The organism is Salinisphaera sp. C84B14 (assembly GCF_040361435.1).
Taxonomy (GTDB): Bacteria; Pseudomonadota; Gammaproteobacteria; order Nevskiales; family Salinisphaeraceae; genus Salinisphaera.
In genome coordinates this window covers 75,539-95,762 of the sequence record NZ_APNL01000008.1, presented here as the reverse complement: position 1 = coordinate 95,762, position 20,224 = coordinate 75,539, and the positions used below count along the sequence as shown (strand labels likewise).

Below are 20,224 nucleotides of genomic sequence, written 5' to 3'. Positions count from 1 at the left end.
AGGCGTCGTGCCGTGTTCGCCCGTTGCCCCAGGGTGGGCAGGCGGTGTGGGCTTAGTGTGCTAAGGGCATGAGCGCGCAGCATCTTCATTGTTACATTATAACACTTGAATGGATGTTCAAGTAGCGTGCTCGACTAAGCGCTGCGGCCAAAGATGTGGAAGCGGCCAAGCCCATCGGACGTAAGCAAAGCGTCGGTGGCTGCCTTAGTCTTCGAAAACCGTCTCGCGCATTCCAGCAAACGCCTCCTGAAGCAATGCTTCAGCCTCTTGATCGGTAAGCTCGCCTCGCTGCCTCTTGGAGCGCATATCTGTTGCCGCCGCCATGCAACAAACCATGACCAACTCTTTGAGACTAAAGTCCTGGTTACGCAAAGATTCCGAAACCCTTTTTACTTTCTGACTGAGCAAAGCTTGTGTGAATTCGTCCATATCGATAATCCTATTCGGCTTGGTTTGTAATCGACCGCCCGGGTTTCAGGCGGCTAGCTGTTCGTCTTTCGCCTGCCGCAATCGCTCTTGGTATTTCGCCCGGCTCACTGGATCGCATGAGTGCTTGCCACTATCGAACTCGTAACCGCTAGCAGTGATCCAAACACCACAAATGAGGCAGCAGGCGTTCAGCACGCTCCCATTCCTGCATCGCCATCCCATGTGTTCGGATAGCCAATCAGCACCCCCTACCGTTGGTAACTTATCTGTGTACTGGTCATCCGTACCGTGGGAGTCGTCATTTGAGGGTTCACGGTATTGGTCATCCGTACCGTGAGCGGCTTTTAGGGCTTTTGGGCCGCTGCCTCGGTACTGGTCATCCGTACCGTCGGTATCGGTCATCCGTACCGTGTTTTTTTGGCGCCACCGCATGAAGTCTTTCGGCGCGACCGATCCCATGCCGTTATCTAGCGGTTCGTGAGTCAGCGCATACTCGGTAGCGTGCCGAGCCTTGCGGCTGAAACTGCCGAGCTTCAATTGCCGGATGAAGCCACGCTCAAGTAATTCATCGCGTGCGCGCTCAGCGACTACCTGGCCAACATTCAGCCGGCGCCGCATTTCTCGAACGCTCATCGGGATGCGGTTATCTCTGCCGTTGTAAAGCGCCCGGAACTCCACCAGCAGGGCGCGTCCATCCGTTGACAGCGTGCGGTAGGCTTCCGACTCTAGTTCGTGCCGATACAGCCTGACGTGGGCCTCATGCTTCGTTTTACGCCTCGCCACGCCGCTCACCGTTGCGGCCGCTCTGGGGCGCGTATAGAATCAAGTTTCTGCATAAGCTCTTTCTCTGGTTTCGTCTGCCGAGATTTAGCGAGGCCCCGGGCCACTAACCCGGGGCTTTTCAGTTACGCCACCTGTTCGTCGCGCTGGGCTCGACGTTCCTGCATCGCCACCTCGCACCAAACGCCCGCCATGAAGGCGTCCCTCGGCTCCATGCCCTCGATCAGCGGATCAATCAGCTTGAGCTTGTGCAGGTCGATAGCTCGCACGTACTCGTCGCCGGCTTCGTGGTAGTGCAGGCGCTTATCCTCCACGTCGATCGATACAACGGCGATGCGAGGTTCTGCATCTGCGTCGCGTCGATTAGCGTGACCTTCGCGGGTAAATGGAAAGCGGCCGACGATATGATGATCGTTCATGCCGCCTCCGAACGCCGATCAATCTGACGCTCGATGTAGGCGTCGATTTCGCTTTCTACCCACGCAACGGCTCTAGGGCCGATAGGTACGGATTGCGGGAACTCACCGCGCTGCATAGCGGCATAGATCGCACTACGCGATTGCCCGGTACGGGCTTTTACGGCTGGAAGCCGGATAAGGCTCTGCTTGGCCATGTCTGCACCCCTTTGGCGTGCTGTGGAACATGGCTACTTATTTAATAGCTGTTTTTCACATTGAACGAGGACTCAATACCGCCCTATTCAGTCCGCTTTTTCTGGAGCCGTAGCTTTTGAAACGGGGTATCCCTAACCATTCTCAAAACGCTTTCTGGATCAATTTGCAAGTTCCAGCGCTCTACTAGATCTGTGGCGGCCTGTATGCGGCTTATACCCTCTTTCTCCACTGCGCGAGCTATTTCGCCTGCCCATGCATACGGCTGCATTCCTTTAATTTCTCGCCGCGCGTAGTTACCGGTGCGTCGACGCAACGGCCCGATCATCGCGGTTTCCAAATCCTTCTCACCGACCGATCGCATGTACTCATCCCATCGGCTGAGTAGGGCCAGCATCACTTCTGGGGGCGGATAGAACCCCATTTCAACTGCGTAAATAATTGCAGTTATTGGGCTTTCGAAGTCGTAAAAAGATTCCCGTGTTTTCTCATCGGTCCAAGGAAAATCATAAAGGTCGGACAGCTCTTGCCACGCCGTCTCCAAGCCATCCAGCACCGGGTAGTCTTCACTATCCCTCAATCTTTCGCGCCAGTGCTCGAACTGCTTCCGTGTTTTATCGCGGCCGTACCCGCCTGGGCAGCGTTTACCTTTGCTCATACGGCGCTCGCTGATTTAATTGGTGTGACGTTCGCCCCACGCTTCAGTCCCGCCAAATAGTCGGCCCACGCCTGCATCATCCGCCGGCGTTCGTCCAAGTGCTCGGCGTAGTTGTACGCAGCCCGCACGTTATCGCGCTCAGCGTGCGCCAGTTGCCGCTCGATAGCATCGCGGTTCCAGCCCTGCTCATTCAGCAGCGTCGATGCCATGCTTCGGAATCCGTGGCCGGTCATTTGATCCTTGTCGTATCCCAAGCGCCTCAGCGCGGCGTTGAGCGTGTTTTCGCTCATAGGCCGGTCATCAGATCGCGCACCGGGGAAAACGTAGCGCCCGCACCCTGTCAGCGGGTCTAGCTCTCGCAGCACCTCGATTGCCTGTTCCGACAGCGGCACGATATGCGGCGCGTCCATCTTCATGCGCTCGGCCGGTATCCGCCATTCGGCCTTATCAAGATCGAACTCGATCCACTCCGCCTTGCGTAGCTCTCCGGGCCGCACGAATACCAGCGGCGCAAGTTGCAGCGCGCACCGGGTCACGAACTGACCTTCGTAGCCGTCAATATCGCGCAACAGCGGGCCAATCGCTGCGGGCGTCGTCAGGCTCGCATGATGTTTGGCGCGCTTGGTCTTGAGCGCCCCGGCCAGATCGGGGGTCGGGTCACGCTGCGCCCTACCCGTCGCCACCGCATAGCGCATGACCTGCCCCACCAGATTCTTGACACGGTGCGCCGTCTCGATCGCGCCCCGGCTTTCAGTACGCCGTAGCATCCGCAGCACTTCGGGCGGCTCCAGTTCGTGAACCTTGGTTGTGCCAATCCACGGAAACGCATCGCGTTCTAGTCGCCGGGTAACTTGGTGGCGGTTACTTTCGCCCCATTCACCGCTGCGAGCCTTGATCCATTCGCGGGCGACCGCCTCAAACGTGTCTGCCGCGTTCTGTGCGCGCTTCTCGGCCTGTTTCTGCGCGCTCGGGTCGATACCCGCCGCAATCGCTTTGCGAGCGTCTGCACGGCGCTCTCGGGCTAGTTTCAGCGATACCTCGGGATACGTGCCGAGTGCTAGCTGCTTTTCCTTGCCATGAATGCGGTACTTGAGTCGCCATGCTTTACCGCCCTTCGGCGATACCAGCAAAAACATGCCGTCGCCATCGCTTAGCTTGAACGCGTTATCGCGTGGCTTGGCTTTATCGACCTTAGTGGCGGTTAGCTTCATTGGGGGCATCCGGTCGGCGTTGGGGGAAGATGCCCCCATATATGCCCCCAAGTGCCCCCGGATTGCAACGGATGCCCCCGGACGTAATGGGACATTCCAGACACAAAAAAGCCCGTAAATACGGGCCGATAAAGACTTAATTGGATTTTCTAGGATGCTTAGATGGAGGCCAGGCCCGGAATCGAACCGAGGTACGCGGCTTTGCAGGCCGCTGCATCACCACTCTGCCACCTGGCCGGTCGCATACATCCAAACAGGCGGATGCTGATAAAGAAAAACCCCGACCGGCGGGCCGAGGTTTCGGCAATGTCTATTTGGAGCGGGAAACGAGATTCGAACTCGCGACCCCAACCTTGGCAAGGTTGTGCTCTACCACTGAGCTATTCCCGCGCCGTTGAGAGTGCGTATTCTAGGCGTAAAAGATCGGGTGTCAACCCATATCGACAAAGGTTTTTCATCAAGTCGGTTCTGCTGCCGCCAGCGTCGCTTCACAGGCCGGGTTCAAGCCCGGCTTGAAGGCGATGAAGCACCCTGCCCGGTCTGTCTTGCGACCTTGTTCGACCTGGGCCGGAACCGGACCGGCGCGCAACCGCGGGCCGAGTCCGCGGCCGCCGTACCGTGTTAACTAGCGTTCCATGCTCAGGCGCGGCCATGCCTGGCGCAAGTAGACCACCATCGACCAGAGCGTGAGCACCGCCGAAACGATCAGCAGCGCGACACCGAACAGATAAACGCCGGTGCGCTGGGCCAGGTCGAACAACATGCAGAAAATGGCGGCCATCTGGATGGCGGTCTTGTACTTGCCCAACGAGCCGACCGCGACCACGCCGCGCTCGCCCAGCTCCGCCATCCATTCGCGCAGCGCTGACACGGTCAGTTCGCGGCCGACGATGACGGTGGCCGACAGGGCAATGTAATAGTGCGGATCGCGGTAGACGAGCATGACCAGCACCGCGCACACGATCAGCTTGTCGGCGACCGGGTCGAGAAACGCCCCGAACGCCGAGGTCTGGTTCCAGCGCCGTGCGAGATGGCCGTCGAGCCAGTCGGTGGCCAGGGCCACGCCGAACAGGATGGCGGCCACGATATTGGCACTGGGCAGGGGCACGAACATGAGCCCCACCACGAAGGGTATGAGAATCAGGCGAAACAGGGTCAGCCAAATGGGCAGGTTCAAGCGCTTCTCCTCGCGGGCCGCGCGGATCGGATGACACCGACGTCAGGCCGTGTTGTGGAAATGATCGTAAATCCGTTGTGCCATGGTCGCACTGATGCCTTCCACCCGTGCAAGTTCCGACACCCCGGCCCTGGCTACCTGCTTTGGCCCGCCAAAGGTTTGAAGCAGCTTCTTGCGACGTTTCGGCCCCAGCCCGTCAACCCCGTCGAGCATGGACCCCTGGCGTGCCTTGCCGCGCTGGCCGCGGTGGCCGGCGATCGCGAAACGATGCGCCTCGTCGCGAATCTGCTGGATGAGATGCAGCCCCGGGGAGTCTGCCGGCAGTATAAGAGGCGATTTCTCGCCCGGCAAAAAGATCTGCTCGAGCCCGGGCTTGCGCGTCGAGCCCTTGGCCACGCCGATGACGTTGACGCCGGTTACTTCAAGCTCTTCGAGCGCTTCCACGGCAACGCCGAGCTGACCCTTGCCGCCGTCGATGAGCAGCAGGTCGGGCATGTAGTCCTCGCCGTTTTTAACCCGCTTGAAGCGCCGGGTCAGGGCCTGTCGCATCGCTGCATAGTCGTCGCCGGGTTCGATACCGTCGATATTGAAGCGCCGATACTTCGACTTGTTCGCCACGCCCGCCTCGAACACCACGCAGGAGGCCACGGTGCGTTCACCGCGCGTATGGCTGATGTCGAAACAGGCCATATGCATCGGCGGCGCCTCCAGCCCCAGGCCCTTCGCCAGCGAAGACAGGCGTTTTTCCACCCCGGCCCGGCTCGCCAACTGTGCCGAAAGCGTTTGTGAGAGCGTCGCCCGCGTGTTGTCCAGCCAGCGCTTGCGTTCCGCGCGTACGTTGGTCTTGAACGCCACCTTGCGCTGTGCGCGGCGGCCCAGACTTTCGGCCAGCCACTTATCGTCGGCTGGCAGCGGGTCGACCAGCAGTTCGGGCGGCGGCCGGCGTTCCAGGTAGTACTGGCTCATGAAGGCGGCCACGAGATCGGCTACGTCGGTGCCCGGCGGCGCATGCGGGAAGAAACTACGGTGGCCGAGGTTGATGCCGCCGCGCACGGTGACCACCACGACCGCGCCGATACCACCATCGATCGCGGCACAAACGATATCGAAATCGCTCTGCCCGCCTACTTTATGGCTCTGCGACTGCAATCGACGCAATGCCGCAATCTTTTCCCGCAGGCGGGCGGCGGTTTCGAAATCCAGCGCCTTGGCCGCGGCCTCCATCTCGCCGACCAGACGGTCGATGAGTTTTTCGTTGCGCCCTTCCAGCAGCTCGACCGCGTCGTTCACGTCGCGGGCATAGTCATCCTTGCTGATATAACCCACGCAGGGCGCGGTACAGCGCTTGATCTGATACTGCAGACAGGGCCGCGAGCGGTTTTCGAAGAAGCTGTCGCGACAGTTGCGCAGCTTGAACAGCCGGGTCAGCGTGTCCTGGGTCTGTTTGACCGCGCCGGAGCTTGGGAACGGGCCGAAATAATGCCCCTTTCGTTTCTGTGCGCCGCGGTGATAGACCACCCGTGGATAGTCGTTGTCCCCGGTGATCATGAGGTAGGGGTAGCTCTTGTCGTCGCGCAGATAGACGTTGTATCGCGGCCGATGCTTTTTGATCAGCGTGGACTCGAGCAGCAGCGCTTCGTCTTCGGTATGCGTGATCGTGACCTGGATATCGGCCACCTGATCGAGCATCGCCTCGGTCTTGGCGTTGCCCGATGCGCGCAGGAAATAGCTGGACACGCGTTTTTTCAGGTTCTTGGCCTTGCCCACATACAGCACGTCGCCCTGGGCGTTGTACATGCGGTACACGCCCGGCGCCTGGGTGAGCTGGCGCAGGTAGCTGCGCGGGTCGAAGCCGGTCGCGTCGGTCTGCGGGGTCGTCTCGTCGGTCATCGCATCATCATGGCGGCGCGTCGTTCACAGGCAAGCCCAAGGCATCGACGAGTTGCCGTACGCGTACGAACACCCGGGCGAACATGGCCTCGGTCAGGCGGCGGGTATTCAGGTTGTAGCGGCTGCAGTGGTAGGAATCGACCAGCACCCGCCCGCCGGGCAGCGCATGCTCGGCGCCATGGGCAAACACGCGATCGCGTTGGCGCATTCCCAGCGCGCGTACCACTGCCTTGTGTGCCACCCCGCCGAGCACCAGCAGTATCCGCGCCGGCGCAAGCTCGCTGGCCAGAAACGGATTACAGGCATTGATCTCCTGGGCTACCGGCTTGTTCTGGGGCGGCAGGCGTTTGACCACGTTGGTGATGCGACAGTCCCGCAATTCGGGCCCGGCATCGGGTCCCTGGGCGCGCGAGGCAAAGCCGTAGTCGTAAAGCATGCGATAGATCAGCGCCCCCGACTGTTCATCGCTGAACGGCCGGCCGCTCGCGTTGGCACCGTGCAGCGCCGGCGCCAGCCCCACCACGAGCAGACGCGCGGTGGCTGGCCCGAAGGAGCGCACCGGGGCCGCATGGTAGCGCGGATACGCGGCACGAACGTCGTGGCGCAGCGCAACCAGACGCGGGCAGCGCCTGCACTCGGTCGGTGGATCGATCAAGTTCTAATGCTATTTCTAGGCTTAAACAATACGGGCAGGCTATTGTTTTACGATAACTTTACGCCCCAGCGAAGCACGCCGGGGCGTTGTTGCAAGCGTCGTCGATCAGGATAGCGACAGTTCGGAAGCACTCACGACCACGCCGTCGAGATCGGCATAGATCCAGTCGCCGGGCATGAAGGACACGCCGGCAAAACGGACCGGTACGTCGCGCTCGCCCTGATTCTTCTTGTTCGATTTCTTGGGGTGGGTATTGAGCGCTTTAACGGTCACGCCCATCTGGGAGATTTCGGCCGAATCGCGAATGCAGCCATAGACCAGAATGCCGCCCCATTCGTTGTCGATCGCCAGCTGGGCGAGATTGTCGCCGAGCAACGCGCAGCGATCGGAGGCACCGCCATCAACCACCAGTACGCGTCCCTCACCCGGTTCTTCCAGCGCGGCACGCACCAGCGAGTTGTCTTCAAAGCATTTCACCGTGCTGATCGGGCCGGCGAAATCGAGGGTACCGCCGAAATCGGTAAACATCGGTTCGGCGATCTGCAGCTTGTCGCTGAATTCATCGCAAAGATCGGTTACGGGAGTCATGACAGCCCTTCTGGATGGAATGAATACGTTGTATCGACACGAGTATGCGTGAGCCGGCTCGCCGCGGCCAGCGTTCGGGGCGCCGCCAAAACCGGAGCATCGGGCCGCCATTCGGCCCACGCCGGCGACAGGCCCAGCGCAGAAAACCGAGTTTGGGGCCCGGGAACATCTCTCTGCGCCAGCGACGCGGGCTTACGAAATCGCTGCGGCCTATTGACTCAGTCGCGCTGTCGGTCCGCCGCGCCGAAACCGAACATCCCGGCCAGCGCACCGAATGCGAGCAGCACGAAATACACGCCGGTCCAGGCCGGCAGACTGATGCCCAGAAACGCGCCCTTGACCTCCGCACAGCTGGCATCGCCGCGCAGCACCGTGGCCAACACTTCCGTCAACGGCATGATATCGACCAGATAGCCCAGTCCGGGCCCGCACGCAGGGACCTGATCCGGCGGCAGATGCATCAGCCATACGTGGCGTGCCGCGATGGCAGCACCGGCAACGGCCGACAGGCAGGCCAGGCCCGCGTAGATCCTGTGGGCGACGCCCTGCGCGCCGTGCAGCCAGCCAATCAGGCAGAAAACGCCAACGCCCGCCATCGCCACGCGCTGGAAAATACACAGCGGGCACGGCTCCAACCCGTGGACGTACTGAAGATAATAGGCGAACCCCAGTGCGCCCCCCGCGGCCAGAAAGCCGACCAGGAAATAGATGCGTGTGCTCATGGCGCGGATGATTCCACACCGTCTGCCGGGCCGCAATCGAAAGTCGCCCGCTTTTGTTCAAGCGCGCATGCGCAGCGCCGATAGTGATTCGAATCGTTCATTCCGGACGATCGGGCCGTGCCCATGGGGCATCTAAGGGGATCAACATGCTCAAGCTCCTAAATCAGATCAACGTGAAATACGCCATCGCATTCATTACCGTCGCGCTGGCCATGTTCGCGGTGGTCGCAGTCGACCTCATGCTGGTACACACCCTGAAGGAGCGAATGCGCGAATTCGGCGGGCCGTTCATCGATTCCACCGCGGCCGTCCTGAACGCCGATCGCGATCTCTATCAGGCCCATGTGGCCACGCTCGAATACATGCGCATGGACCCGGGCAGCGAAACCGCCGCCGGCTGGCTCGCAGAGTTCGACGAGAACGCAGCGCAGGCCAAACAGCGCCTCGCAAAGTTCGAAAACAATCTGGCCGCTTATCCGGAAGTCCTGGCCTCGCTGGCAGGCTTCGATGCGTTGTACGACACCTGGCTGAACGCCTCCCGACGCGTGCTCCAACTGCGCCGCGATGGCAACTACGAAGGTGCACGGGAGGTACTGGACAACGAAGTCGAGCACGCCTTCGTGGAGCTGCGCGAGGTCTACGACCGGGCCAGCATGGCCGCCGAAGAAAAGATCCACGCGCTGGAGTCGGCCGCGCTGGCACGGGCCAACACCCAGGAATACGCGGTCATCGGCTTTTCGATTCTGATCGGCCTGATCACTGTCATCGTGGCCCTGGTGGGCCCGCTGATGATGTCGCGAGCGATTCGTGCGGTGACCCACCGCATCAAGGAAATCACCGAAGGCGACGGCGACCTCACCGCGCGTATCGACACGCGGCGTACCGACGAGCTCGGCGATCTTGCGATCAACTTCAACGCCTTCGTCGGCCGCATGGATACAACGCTCCAGACGGTGCGCACGTCGGTATTCGGCGTACACGGCGCGGCCAACGAAATCGCCCAGGGCAGCCAGGCGCTGGCCAGCCGAACCGAGCAGTCCGCGGCCAGCCTGGAACAGACGTCGGCATCCATGGAAGAAATCACCGCCACGGTCGCGAACACGGCAGAAGCCGCCGATCAGGCCAACGAGCTCACCCGCTCGACCGTGGACGCCGCGCATCAGGGCCAACAGGCAATGCGCGACATGGCCACCACGATGAGCGATATCGCGACCTCGGCCAGCGAAATCAATACGATCACCACGTTGATGGACGGCATCGCCTTTCAGACCAACCTGCTCGCGCTGAACGCCTCGGTCGAGGCCGCACGAGCCGGCGAACACGGGCGCGGGTTCTCGGTCGTAGCCCAGGAAGTACGCAACCTGGCCAGCCGCGCCGCCGACGCCTCCCGCCAGATTCGCGCACTCAGCGATTCATCGGTCACCCATACCGAATCCGGCACGCGCCTGGTACGCGAAACCGGCGTCACCATGGAAGATATCGTCTCGCGTATCGAACGGGTCACCGAAGTGGTCGCCCAGATCCGTAACGGTGCTCGTGAACAAAGCGAAGGCGTCAGCCAGATCAATACGGCAGTCACGGAGCTCGACGGCGCCACCCAGCACAACGCGGCAATGGTGGAACAGACCAGCGCCGCTGCCGTGCAGATGCGCGAACAGGCCGACCAGCTCCAGGCGCTGCTCGCTTCATTCCGGCTAAGTTCCGATGTTGGCTCGTCATCCGGCGCCGCCGCTGCAGTCGCTCGGCCAGACGCTTCGGGCCGCTCCGGCAACACCGCCTACCACGGCTATGGCCACGAGGCCGGCGGCGCGGCGGCATAAGCCACACCGCGGCGGGCATGACGCCGCCCCGGCCGCGCTGCTTGCGCGCGCCGGGGCGCAATTCTCGGCGCCAGCAATGCCAGGCGATTCCGACAACCCCGCGCCTGGCTACTGCTCGCGCCTGACCCGGCTCTCCAGCATTTTCATCACCGCCCGCTCTTCCGGGCCGGTCAGATCGCCGGCCTCGAGCTCTGCTTCGATCAGGGCCTGGAAATGGCTGAGGGTGCGACCGTCGAGATAGGTTTCGATCACCCGCGGGTCAATATAGCTTGAGCGCGCGATCGCCGGCGTGTTGCCCAGGCGTTTGGCGACTCGGTCCACGGCTTCGCGAATGTTCTTCTGGCTGATCTTGTCGTCGTCGCCCGGGCCGATCTCATCCAGGGCGAGCGCGGCGAGCGACGTACCGGCCCAGGTCCGGAAATCCTTGGCGCTGTAGTCGTCGCCCATGATCTCGTGGATGTATTCGTTGAGGTCAGCGCTGTCGACGTACACCTTGGCGCCGTCGTCGTCGTAATACTTGAAGATTTCGTAGCCGGGCTGGTCATCGAGTTCGGCCACTACCTCCGCAAGCCGTTCGTCCTCGACCACGCGGTGCTGATGCTGGCCGCTCTTGCCGGCATAGTCGAAGATCAGTTCGTCGCCCTCGATGGTCAGATGCTTGGAGCGCATCGTGGTCAAGCCATAGGACTCGTTCTCGCGCGAATAGCTTTCGCTGCCGGGTCGAAAATAGGCGCTGTCGATCAGGCGCACCATGCAGGCGAGCACCTTCTCCCGCGTCATCTGCTCATGGGTAAGATGCTGGCCCGTGGCACGACGCATGGTCGACAGCTGCCCCGCGAAGGCGAGAATACGATCGTATTTGGCCTGCTCGCGGCGCTCGCGCCAGCGCGGGTTGTAGATGTATTGCTTGCGTCCCGCGGCATCGCGCCCGGTTGCGTGGACATGGGCATCGTCGTCCAGCGAAATCTCCACCTGCTGCCACGCGGGCGGGATAGCCAGCGAATCAATCCAACGCCGGCGGCGCTTGTCGCGCAGCGTCCGGCCATTACGGTAGCGGTAGGTAAACCCCTTGCCGCAGCGATGCCGGGTTACAACAGCAGAATGGGACGTATCTTCGCTCATCGCCTTCAGCGTGGAGTGGCGTCTGCCAGGAATGGGATGCTGCGCTTACGCGGGGTGCTTGCCCGGCGATGCATCGCTCGATTCGCCAGCGTCGCCCAATGGTTTCGCGGGCGCCATCCGGTTTTGTTCGGAAGTGGGCAGGCCAGCGGGCGCGATCGTCTTGTCTGCTAGTGTGAACGCGGGGCGCACCGTTGGGGGATGCATGAGCCGAACAATCGTAGGGATGATTGTGGCTATCGGCACGGCCGTATTGCTCGGCTGCACTGGCAATACGCCGGATAACGCAGACGCCGGCCGGCTCGAACGGATTCGTGAACAGGGCGTATTGCGCGTGGTCACACGCAACGCCCCTACCACCTATTTTCTGAATCGCCACAAGCAGCGAGCCGGCCCGGAATGGGCGTTGACCCAGGCCTTTGCCCGGCACCTGGGCGTTGAGGTGAAGTATCGGGTCGAAAACTCCGTCCACGGCGTATTGGACGCGCTTGATAACGGCAAGGCGGACATGGCGGCAGCCGGCCTGAGCGTTACCCCGGCACGGCAAGAGCGCTTTCGCTTTTCCGCGCCGTATCAGACCGTGCAACAACAAGTGGTGTGCAATCCGCAGCGCGCTCGGCCGCAAAACGTGCAGGAGCTAAGCGACGTGTCGCTGCGGGTGATCGCGGACAGCAGCTACGTGGAACGCCTGCAGACCCTGCAGGCCGAGTATCCGGCGCTGCGCTGGCGACAGGACAAGCGGCGCGGCACCGAGCAGCTGCTGCGGCGCGTTTGGGAGAGTCGGCTCGACTGCACCGTGGCCGACTCCAATATCGTCGACATCAACCGCCGCTACTATCCGCAGCTGAAGGTGATGTTCGATCTACACGATGGCGAGTCCCTCGCCTGGGCCATGCCGTTGCATGCCGAGGCACTCGCACAAAGCGCAACTCGGTGGTTGACGAGCGCGCAAGGCAAGCAGGCCCGCGAGGCGATGGAAGCACGCTACTACGCCTATCTGCCGGCATTCGATTTCGTCGATCGGCGTGCCCTGGTGCGGCGGATCGACAAGGTACTGCCCGACTATGATTCGCTATTCCAGCGCGCTGGCGAAGACCATGCCCTGCCACCGCTGTTGCTCGCCGCGCAGGCCTATCAGGAGTCCAAATGGGATCCGACGGCTAAAAGTCCGACCGGGGTACGCGGGCTGATGATGCTCACCGGGCGCACCGCCCGGGCAATGGGCGTGGACGATCGGCTGGACCCGGCCGAAAGCATTCACGGCGGTGCCAAGTACCTCGCCCGCATGCGTTCGCGCATCGACGAAACGGTTCCGTCACCGGATCGCTTGCTCATGGCGCTGGCGGCCTACAACATCGGCCTCGCACATCTACGCGACGCCCAACGACTCGCCGAGCGTCTGGACAAGAACCCGCACTCCTGGCGTGATCTCAAGAAGGTGCTCCCCTTGCTGGCCGACAAGCGCTACTACCCGTCGCTGAAATACGGCTATGCGCGCGGCCACGAGCCGGTGCGCTATATCCACCGTATTCGCGACTACGAAGACGTGATCCGGCGCCACGTCGATTAGCGCTTGCCCCAGCGCTGGCGCCGCCGCCGTGCTGCGCGCCCGTCGCGCCGCGGGATTGTAATCGCCGCGGTTCAGTCCAGCTCGGACTCCAGCTTGAGCACCTGGTCGCCGTCGCTCTGTTCGATAAGATAGGCCGGGTTGTCGTCATCGCCGTCGCGCACGATCTCCGAGCCCTTGAGCGTCTTGGTCACGCGCTGCTTGTAGATCTGCGTGATCTGACCTTCGGCCGTGCCCTGGCCCCAGTTCCACTTGACGGTATCGCCGATCGAACGCGCCATGATCGCTTCCTTTCCGGTTCGTTGTGCGTGAATGAACTGCCCTACGCCCCGGGGCATCTAAGGGTTGCGGTGGTCAAGCGTTGCTGCGCTGCTTGAGCCACTTGAGCGCGCCGGCATCCATGCCGCGAAACTTGGGATGGGCGGCCAGCGGTGCCGCCATGAGCGCGCCCGGTGCGGTGAGATCGCGCACGGCATGATAGACCTCGGAGCGCGTCATGGCAGCGTAGACGATAAACAGATCTTCGCGCAGGCGTACGGCATCGAAGTTCGCGTGCAATGCCGCACTATCCGCGCCCTCGGCGAAGACCAGATAGAAGCCTGGCGTGTCGGCATCAACCATCCTGCTTTCAGGCCTCGGGCAGCTCGAACCAGTCAGCCCAGCTGATACGCCGGCCCGGCCAGGCCACCCGGTCGAACCACCATTCGCGGCTCAGCCAGGACTCGAGATCGCGCTCGAGCGCCGCTTCGAGCCCCGTATGGCTTTCGCTGTCGCGCACCCAGAAGAACAGCTGTGCGTCATAGCCTTCGCGGGTCGATGGTTCGACATAAGCGCAGCCCAGGCACTGCGACTCGTCCGGTCGCTTCACCGTGTAGGCAAACGACCTGCGGCGCTGGAATTCGCCCTGGTGCCAGCCGAGGTCGATTAAATCCTGCTCGAGAGACAGATCGTCCGCCGGCCACGGATCGTGCGGGCCGAACAGGCCCTGCAGGCGTTGCCGGCTGGACATCACGGCATCGTAGTCCTTGACCACGTCGTGGATGGTCAACGGCCGCAGGCAATAGCCTGTGGTGGCAAATCCCTGTGGGATCTCGACATCGTCGGGGGCGAATCGCTTCATGCCCCAAGCATAACCGGTAACAAGGCACTGCCTAGCCGATCCCGCGAGGCCACGGCTCGTGCAACCACCCGCGGTGGGGTTCAGAGCATCGCCCGCAGCGCCTGCAACACCCACAGCACCAGCATGCCGGTCGCGATGGTGTAGAGCATATTGCGGGTGCGCCAGGCCACCACCGCGGCCGCGACGGCGGCGAACAGGCGCAGGTTGTCCGGCGTGAGCGCGATATGGCCTTCGTCCACGACAATCGCCGGCAACAGAATGGCAGCCAGCACCGCCGCCGGCACGAAGCGCAGCGCGCGTTGCACGCCGGCCGGCATCGCCAGCGAATCGGCCAGCGCGATGAACGACCAGCGCAAGGCAAACGTCAGCGCACCCACCGCGAGCACGGCGATCCACACCTCAGTGTCAGCCATCATCGGCCTCCGTGTCGCCCATCAGCAGGGAGACGACCACACCGCTGGCGATACCCGTCAACGCCCCGCCGATCAGGCCGAGATTCCACGGCAGCCCATGGCCCGCTACGGCGACGATGCCGCCAGCCACCGCAGCCGCGATGCTTGCCTTGTCCCGGATCGCGGGCACGATCATGGCCAGAAAAACCAGCGGAATGGCGAATTCCAGGTTCCATGCCTCGGGCAGCCGCGCGCCGGCCTGGGCGCCGACAATCGTGCCGAGCTGCCAGCAGCACCACAGCGGCAGCGCCACGCCCAGATAGAATGCGATACGGCTGGCCAGCATCGGACGCTCGGCAAAGCCGTACACGCCGAATACATACGGTTGATCCGTCAGGAAATACGCCAGCCCGGCACGCGTTCCCGCAGATGCGCCGCGAAAATGGGGCGCAATCGACGCGCTGTACATCATGAAACGCAGGTTGATGAAAAATACGGTGATCAAAATGATCAGCAGCGGCGCGCCGTCGAAAAGCAGCTGCATCGTCGCCAGCTGGGCCGCGCCGGCAAACACGAGCACCGACAGCGCGCTTGCCAGCCACGGGGAAAAGCCGAGGCGTACGGCCACCACGCCTGCGATCAACGCAAACGGCAGAATGCCGATCAAAACCGGCAACACGGTTTGTGCCCCGGCCCGGAAGTCCGCGGCCAGCCGCGGCCTGTTCGTCATGCCCGATTCCATTTAGCCACGCGCCGAGCCCAAAACACGGGATGATGACGCATCTACTCGGCCGATGAAACGCGCGCCGCGGTATCGGCAGACTGACGCTTAGTCCCGGCTGTCGAGAAAACGCTTGGCATTATCTGACGGCGGCAGCTCGCACTGGTCGTAGCGCCCGAAAAGCCGGTAGCGGTGACGCGCGATACGGTCGTAGACGAAATCCCGTACCCGACGCGGGCACAGCCACAGAACGGCGGCAAGCCGCCAGGGCCCGCCGAGTTGCGTGACGACGCGCAGCACGGCGTCGGAGCGTTCATGGGCCTGGTAGCCCTCGACGTACAACATGGTATCGAAGCGATCCGTGGGCAAACCGAAGTGCGCCAGAATCGCCTGGCCGGCACGGGACTGCACCGGAGCCATGCGAAAACGCTGCCGGGTATCGTATTTAAGAATGAACCGACACCAGGCATTGCATAGCCGGCATACGCCGTCGAAAAGGATGACGCGGTCGCCGGCGTCGAGGTAAGGCGGTCGAGACTGCGTGCGGTGCATGAACCCGAGCCTACGCGGCTTCGGCCGGGTACGCGATACCAGCGCCCAGCCCCCACCGTTGGCCACGGACCCCGGCTATTGGGTCAATGCCGCGTTATGTTGCTCGATCTGCGCCACGACATGTTTCGCGTCGGCATCATCCAGGCCGACGCCGAATCGATGCGTGCTGCGGCCGTAGTCGAAGCGGATACTGCCGCCGGTCAGGCCCCAGAATTCGAGCGATCGAGACGGGTCGAACACCGACGCTGTCGTGCCGCCGGAAGCACTCAGACTGCGGATATGCGTAATGTCGTATTCGCGCCGCCACGTATATATCGGCACCCGTTTGTCGTGGCAGAGCGTTTGCCGGCCGATCGTCACGACCTCCTTGCCAGCCATACCCCACAGCAAAGCCGCGATCGCGAAGGCACCGCCAATACACCAGAGCAGCAGCCACACCAGGGTGAATACCTGTGCGCCGGCTTGCTCGAACGACAGATCCATGCTCGTCAACGCCGAAACCACGCCGAACAACCATGCACACAGCCAAACCGCTAGAAAAGTCAGCAGAAGATAATTCTTCTTGCTGGGAATCGTGATGACCAGATTGGGACCTGAGTGGTCGATGCGTGCCCGCCCGCGCCCCGGTGCGACTGAAACCATAATTTCCACCTTTCGCAGCAAACACGCCGTCGATACACGGGCGCGATTCTAGAGCAGTACCAGCGACATCAGCCAGACCACCAGAATACCGACCGTGCCCTGGATGAGCGTGGCCAGTGTCTGTGCCCGATAGGCCAGCGCGACCGGCATACGGCTGAACTGAGACACCACCCAGAAGAAGCTGTCGTTTGCGTGCGAAACCGTCATCGCACCGGCACCGATGGCCAGCACGCACAGCGCCCGGCCCATTTCGCTGTCGAGGCCGATATCGCCCAGCAACGGCGCCACCAGCGCCGAGGTGGTGACCAGCGCGACCGTGGAGGAGCCCTGGGCGGTCTTGAGTGCGGCCGCGACCACGAACGGCATGAAGATACCGATGCCGAGCGTCGACAATGTTTCGCCGATGAATTCCGCCAGCGGCGTGGCCTTGAGCACCTGGCCAAACGCGCCGCCCGCGCCGGTAATCATCAGAATGGGCGCGGCCGCGATAATACCCGCACTCACCCGTTCTTCGAGTGCGTCACGTCGTTTGGAGGCCGGCAGCAATGGCAACGCGGCAATCAGGCCGAGCGCCAGCGCAACCAGCGGGTTGCCCAGGAATGTCAGCACGCTCGCCAGACCGCCCTCGCCCAGCGGCGCCGACGGGAACGCGGCGATCGATCCAAGACAGATCAGCACAATGGGCAACAGAATCGGCGCGAACGACGAAAACGCGCCCGGCAGCGCGCCGTGTTTTTCGCGAAAGGCAGCAAACGCGTCTTCGGCGTTGAGCGCGTCGGCTTCTTCGGTAAGCAAACCGGCATCGGCATCGTCACGGCCGAGAAACCGATTCGCCCAGAGCATCCCGGCCAGGGCGGTAATCAGCGCCACGATCGCGCCCAGGCCGATCACCAGACCAAGATTGCTGCCGATGCCCAGATTGCCGGCCGCCGCAATCGGCCCGGGCGTGGGCGGCACGAACGTATGGGTGGCATAAAGGCCCGTCGCCAGCGCCACGCTCATGGCGGTCACGGATACGTTCATGCGTGCAGCAACTGCGTTCTTCAACGAGTTGAGAATCACGTAGCCGGAATCGCAAAACACGGGGATCGATACCAGATAGCCAATCAACGACATCGTGAGCGTGGGAAAACGCTGGCCGAGCGCACGGATGATCGTTTCTGCCATGGTCAGGGCGGCACCGCTCTTTTCCAGAATCACGCCGATGATGGTGCCGAACACAATCACCAGCCCGATACTGCCGAGAATATTGCCAAAGCCGGTTCCGATCGCGTCCACGACCTCGAGCGCCGGCACGCCGTAGGCCAGCCCGCCGATGAGCGCGGCGAGCAGCAGCACGATAAACGGATGCAGCTTCAAGCCGGAGGTCGCGAATACGATAAAAGCGATCAGGGCGAGCAGGATCAGCGCGTAGAGCATGGACAGCAGCCGGCGACGGACGGGGGTCGAGGGCGCTATTGAAACAGAAGCATCAGGCAGGAAACCAGCCCCGCGGCAGGCATACCGGTCGGTCGTACGGAACTGGGACTCAATGCGCGCAACGGCTTGTCCGGCTGGCCGGCATGCGCGGCGGTGGCCTGCGTCATGCAAGCGCGCCGTCGCGCCTATTCTGGCGCCGTCTGCGGGTCGGCCTGCTCGGTCGCATTACTGCGCTGCTCGGCGATCAGGGCAAGCAGCGCGTCTTCCGACTGCGGGCGGCCCAGCAGAAACCCCTGCGTATATTCGCAGCCCATGGCACGCACCGTTTCCCACTGCGCCTGCGTTTCCACCCCCTCGGCCACGATTGCGAGCTGCTGGCCATGGGCCAGCGCGACGATCCCCTGGGCCAATTCCTCGGCCGGTCCCTGCGCGTCAATCTGCTGAACGACGCGCTTGTCCAACTTCACGATCGAAATCGGCAGGCGGGTGAGATAGGCAATCGACGAATACCCGCTGCCGAAATCGTCGAGGGCAATACGGGCACCGGTATCGGTCAGGCGGCGCAGCGAGCGCGCCATCAGCTCGAAATCGCGAATCACGCTGCGCTCGGTCAGCTCGAATACGAGATGCTCTGCCGACACGCCGTGGTGTGCCAGCCTGTCCTCCACCAGCTCGTGAAAATCCTGTCGGAAAAGCTCGGCGCCGGATACGTTGATGGTGATGTACGGCACGAACTGCGACCGGGCCTGCCAGGCCGCGACATACCGGCAGGCGGTGTCGAGCGCCGCCGCCACGAGCGCGCGGCGCGGGCCCTTTTCCGGATCGATGACCGGCACGAACTCGTTCGGCGACACCTCGCCCAGCTCCGGGTCCTGCCAGCGCGCCAGCAGTTCGATGCCGACCAGGGCGCCGTCCGCATTCGCGAAAATCGGCTGGCCGTGAAAATGCACCGAGCCGTCTTCAACCGCGGCCTCGAAGCGTGTGCGTAACGCCGAGCGGCGACGAAACCGCTTGGCAATCGCGGCGTTGAACAACGACGTTTCGTTGTTCCAGCTCTGGTTTTCGTGGGCAAGCTGTGCCCGGCCAATAAGCGCCACCCCGGAATCACCGTGGTCCGGGGAGACACACAGCCCGGCGCTGGCCTCGAATGAAAACCGCAGTTCCTCGTGCTCGACTTCCTGCTGGGCATGGACCCGCAGCTGCTCGCAGAGCCGGCGTCCGGCACGTACGTCCCCCTCGAACTCGAACGCGCCCACGAAGCCGCGCTCCGACAGGCGGCCAATATAAATCAGGTTCTCGCTGTGGTTTCTAAGCCCGTCCATCCAGCGGTTGATCATCGCCTGAATCCGCCCCGGCCCATAGGCGAGCGACATGTCGTAGAGGTTATCCAGGCTCAGATAAAAGATACCCAGCTTGCGACCGGCGTTGCCGGCCTGCTCCACCAACAGCTCGATCTTTTCGTAGGCGATGATATGGGTGGCCGAAGGCAGCGCCGCGTCCCGATCCAGCAGCTCGGCCATGCCCGCCCGTGTCGACGCCATCGCCGCGTTGAGGTTGAACTCTTCTTCCACCAGAAGCGCGAGCTCGACGAGCGTATGCCGGGCATTGACGTCGAAGCCCCGTGCCTTGAAGTCCATCAACGCCACGCAGCCCACCACCTCGCCGTTATCGGCGCACAGCGCCTGCCCGGCGAAAAACCGGATATTACGCGGCTGGGAAACCGCAGTGTCTGCGCTGCTATCGACGCCCGGCGCCAGGTCTTCGATCACGACGGGCGTGCCCTGTGCGCCGGCCTGGCGACAGAGTTCAAGCTCCTGGCTCTCGCGACCCAGCTGAAAGCCGAAACGGGATTTAAACAGATGCCGATGCGCGTCGAACAACAGAATCAGGGCCGCGGGGGCATCGAATATACGCGCGGCAAGCCGGGTGAAACGATCGTAGCGTTCCTCCTGCGCGTCGTCCCACAGCTCGGAGCGAAGCAGTTCGCCGACCCGGGCGTCGAGCGATTTCAACTCGGGCGGGTCGGATGCGTCCGAAGCGGGTCGGCCGTCGCCGGCATGCGCTCGCGCCTCGCCGTCGAGCCCGGCCGTAGTGGGCGCCCCGCTTTCGGGCCGATCCCGTGTGCCTGCGTTCTTGCGCTTTGTCACCACT

General features: G+C 62.7%; 23 protein-coding genes and 2 tRNA genes. 2 read left to right on the top strand and 23 right to left on the bottom strand.

The window, feature by feature from the left end; genetic code table 11:
• Positions 1–204: 204 nt before the first annotated feature.
• The 13 genes from C84B14_RS08870 to C84B14_RS08810 all read right to left on the bottom strand — a co-directional run bounded on the left by C84B14_RS08870 (position 205) and on the right by C84B14_RS08810 (position 8,721).
• Positions 205–429 carry a hypothetical protein gene (locus tag C84B14_RS08870; RefSeq protein WP_353223441.1) on the bottom strand — a complete coding sequence of 75 codons (225 nt, stop codon included), beginning with the start codon at positions 427–429 and terminating at the stop codon, positions 205–207.
• 45 nt (positions 430–474) lie between these two features.
• On the bottom strand, positions 475–1,221 hold the full coding sequence (locus tag C84B14_RS08865) for a hypothetical protein (protein WP_353223439.1): 747 nt from the start codon (positions 1,219–1,221) through the stop codon (positions 475–477).
• A gap of 113 nt (positions 1,222–1,334) precedes the next feature.
• Complete coding sequence (locus tag C84B14_RS08860) at positions 1,335–1,628, bottom strand: hypothetical protein (protein ID WP_353223437.1); 294 nt, start codon at positions 1,626–1,628, stop codon at positions 1,335–1,337.
• A complete protein-coding gene (locus C84B14_RS08855; protein WP_353223435.1) occupies positions 1,625–1,822 on the bottom strand; it encodes a helix-turn-helix transcriptional regulator in 198 nt (65 codons plus the stop codon). Before C84B14_RS08855 ends, C84B14_RS08860 begins: the two co-directional genes overlap by 4 nt.
• Positions 1,823–1,905: 83 nt before the next feature.
• Entirely contained in the window at positions 1,906–2,478 is a 573-nt protein-coding gene (locus tag C84B14_RS08850) for a hypothetical protein (protein WP_353223433.1), read from the bottom strand.
• Complete coding sequence (locus C84B14_RS08845) at positions 2,475–3,689, bottom strand: tyrosine-type recombinase/integrase (protein WP_353223431.1); 1,215 nt, start codon at positions 3,687–3,689, stop codon at positions 2,475–2,477. The genes C84B14_RS08850 and C84B14_RS08845 overlap by 4 nt, the downstream gene beginning before the upstream one ends.
• A 163-nt stretch (positions 3,690–3,852) precedes the next feature.
• Positions 3,853–3,926 (bottom strand) — tRNA-Cys (locus tag C84B14_RS08840).
• Positions 3,927–4,004: 78 nt separating this feature from the next.
• Positions 4,005–4,079, bottom strand: a tRNA-Gly gene (locus tag C84B14_RS08835).
• 235 nt (positions 4,080–4,314) lie between these two features.
• Entirely contained in the window at positions 4,315–4,866 is a 552-nt protein-coding gene (pgsA, locus tag C84B14_RS08830; RefSeq protein WP_348767868.1) for a CDP-diacylglycerol--glycerol-3-phosphate 3-phosphatidyltransferase, read from the bottom strand.
• Positions 4,867–4,908: 42 nt separating this feature from the next.
• A complete protein-coding gene (uvrC, locus tag C84B14_RS08825; RefSeq protein ID WP_353223429.1) occupies positions 4,909–6,756 on the bottom strand; it encodes an excinuclease ABC subunit UvrC in 1,848 nt (615 codons plus the stop codon).
• A gap of 7 nt (positions 6,757–6,763) precedes the next feature.
• Positions 6,764–7,411, bottom strand: a complete 648-nt coding sequence (locus tag C84B14_RS08820) for a uracil-DNA glycosylase (protein ID WP_353223427.1) — start codon at positions 7,409–7,411, stop codon at positions 6,764–6,766.
• Positions 7,412–7,516: 105 nt separating this feature from the next.
• A complete protein-coding gene (gene rraA, locus C84B14_RS08815) occupies positions 7,517–7,999 on the bottom strand; it encodes a ribonuclease E activity regulator RraA (protein WP_353223426.1) in 483 nt (160 codons plus the stop codon).
• Positions 8,000–8,217: 218 nt separating this feature from the next.
• Entirely contained in the window at positions 8,218–8,721 is a 504-nt protein-coding gene (locus C84B14_RS08810; RefSeq protein ID WP_353223424.1) for a disulfide bond formation protein B, read from the bottom strand.
• 146 nt (positions 8,722–8,867) lie between these two features.
• Between C84B14_RS08810 and C84B14_RS08805 the strand changes: the two genes are divergently transcribed.
• Positions 8,868–10,541, top strand: coding sequence for a methyl-accepting chemotaxis protein (locus C84B14_RS08805; protein WP_353223422.1), 1,674 nt, complete (start codon positions 8,868–8,870; stop codon positions 10,539–10,541).
• A 108-nt stretch (positions 10,542–10,649) separates the two neighbouring features.
• On the opposite strand, the gene C84B14_RS08800 is transcribed toward C84B14_RS08805, so the two are convergent.
• A complete protein-coding gene (locus tag C84B14_RS08800; RefSeq protein ID WP_353223420.1) occupies positions 10,650–11,663 on the bottom strand; it encodes a DNA topoisomerase IB in 1,014 nt (337 codons plus the stop codon).
• A gap of 202 nt (positions 11,664–11,865) precedes the next feature.
• Here C84B14_RS08800 and mltF point away from each other — a divergent pair, with 202 nt between their 5' ends.
• Entirely contained in the window at positions 11,866–13,230 is a 1,365-nt protein-coding gene (mltF, locus tag C84B14_RS08795; protein WP_353223418.1) for a membrane-bound lytic murein transglycosylase MltF, read from the top strand.
• Positions 13,231–13,301: 71 nt separating this feature from the next.
• On the opposite strand, the gene C84B14_RS08790 is transcribed toward mltF, so the two are convergent.
• The 9 genes from C84B14_RS08790 to C84B14_RS08750 all read right to left on the bottom strand — a co-directional run bounded on the left by C84B14_RS08790 (position 13,302) and on the right by C84B14_RS08750 (position 20,220).
• Positions 13,302–13,508: a hypervirulence associated TUDOR domain-containing protein gene (locus C84B14_RS08790; RefSeq protein ID WP_353223417.1), complete on the bottom strand. Its 207-nt coding sequence runs from the start codon at positions 13,506–13,508 to the stop codon at positions 13,302–13,304.
• A 73-nt stretch (positions 13,509–13,581) separates the two neighbouring features.
• A complete protein-coding gene (locus tag C84B14_RS08785) occupies positions 13,582–13,848 on the bottom strand; it encodes a hypothetical protein (RefSeq protein ID WP_353223415.1) in 267 nt (88 codons plus the stop codon).
• Positions 13,849–13,855: 7 nt separating this feature from the next.
• Positions 13,856–14,347, bottom strand: a complete 492-nt coding sequence (locus C84B14_RS08780; protein WP_353223413.1) for a GNAT family N-acetyltransferase — start codon at positions 14,345–14,347, stop codon at positions 13,856–13,858.
• 80 nt (positions 14,348–14,427) lie between these two features.
• Positions 14,428–14,760 carry an AzlD domain-containing protein gene (locus C84B14_RS08775; protein WP_353223411.1) on the bottom strand — a complete coding sequence of 111 codons (333 nt, stop codon included), beginning with the start codon at positions 14,758–14,760 and terminating at the stop codon, positions 14,428–14,430.
• On the bottom strand, positions 14,753–15,469 hold the full coding sequence (locus tag C84B14_RS08770) for an AzlC family ABC transporter permease (protein WP_353223410.1): 717 nt from the start codon (positions 15,467–15,469) through the stop codon (positions 14,753–14,755). The genes C84B14_RS08775 and C84B14_RS08770 overlap by 8 nt, the downstream gene beginning before the upstream one ends.
• A 99-nt stretch (positions 15,470–15,568) precedes the next feature.
• Positions 15,569–16,012 carry a thiol-disulfide oxidoreductase DCC family protein gene (locus C84B14_RS08765; protein ID WP_353223408.1) on the bottom strand — a complete coding sequence of 148 codons (444 nt, stop codon included), beginning with the start codon at positions 16,010–16,012 and terminating at the stop codon, positions 15,569–15,571.
• 75 nt (positions 16,013–16,087) lie between these two features.
• Complete coding sequence (locus C84B14_RS08760; protein WP_353223406.1) at positions 16,088–16,654, bottom strand: hypothetical protein; 567 nt, start codon at positions 16,652–16,654, stop codon at positions 16,088–16,090.
• 48 nt (positions 16,655–16,702) lie between these two features.
• A complete protein-coding gene (locus C84B14_RS08755) occupies positions 16,703–18,073 on the bottom strand; it encodes a GntP family permease (protein WP_353223404.1) in 1,371 nt (456 codons plus the stop codon).
• Between the two features lie 185 nt (positions 18,074–18,258).
• Positions 18,259–20,220 (bottom strand): EAL domain-containing protein, encoded by a 1,962-nt coding sequence (locus C84B14_RS08750; protein ID WP_353223402.1) that lies wholly within the window; start codon positions 20,218–20,220, stop codon positions 18,259–18,261.
• Positions 20,221–20,224: the final 4 nt, after the last annotated feature.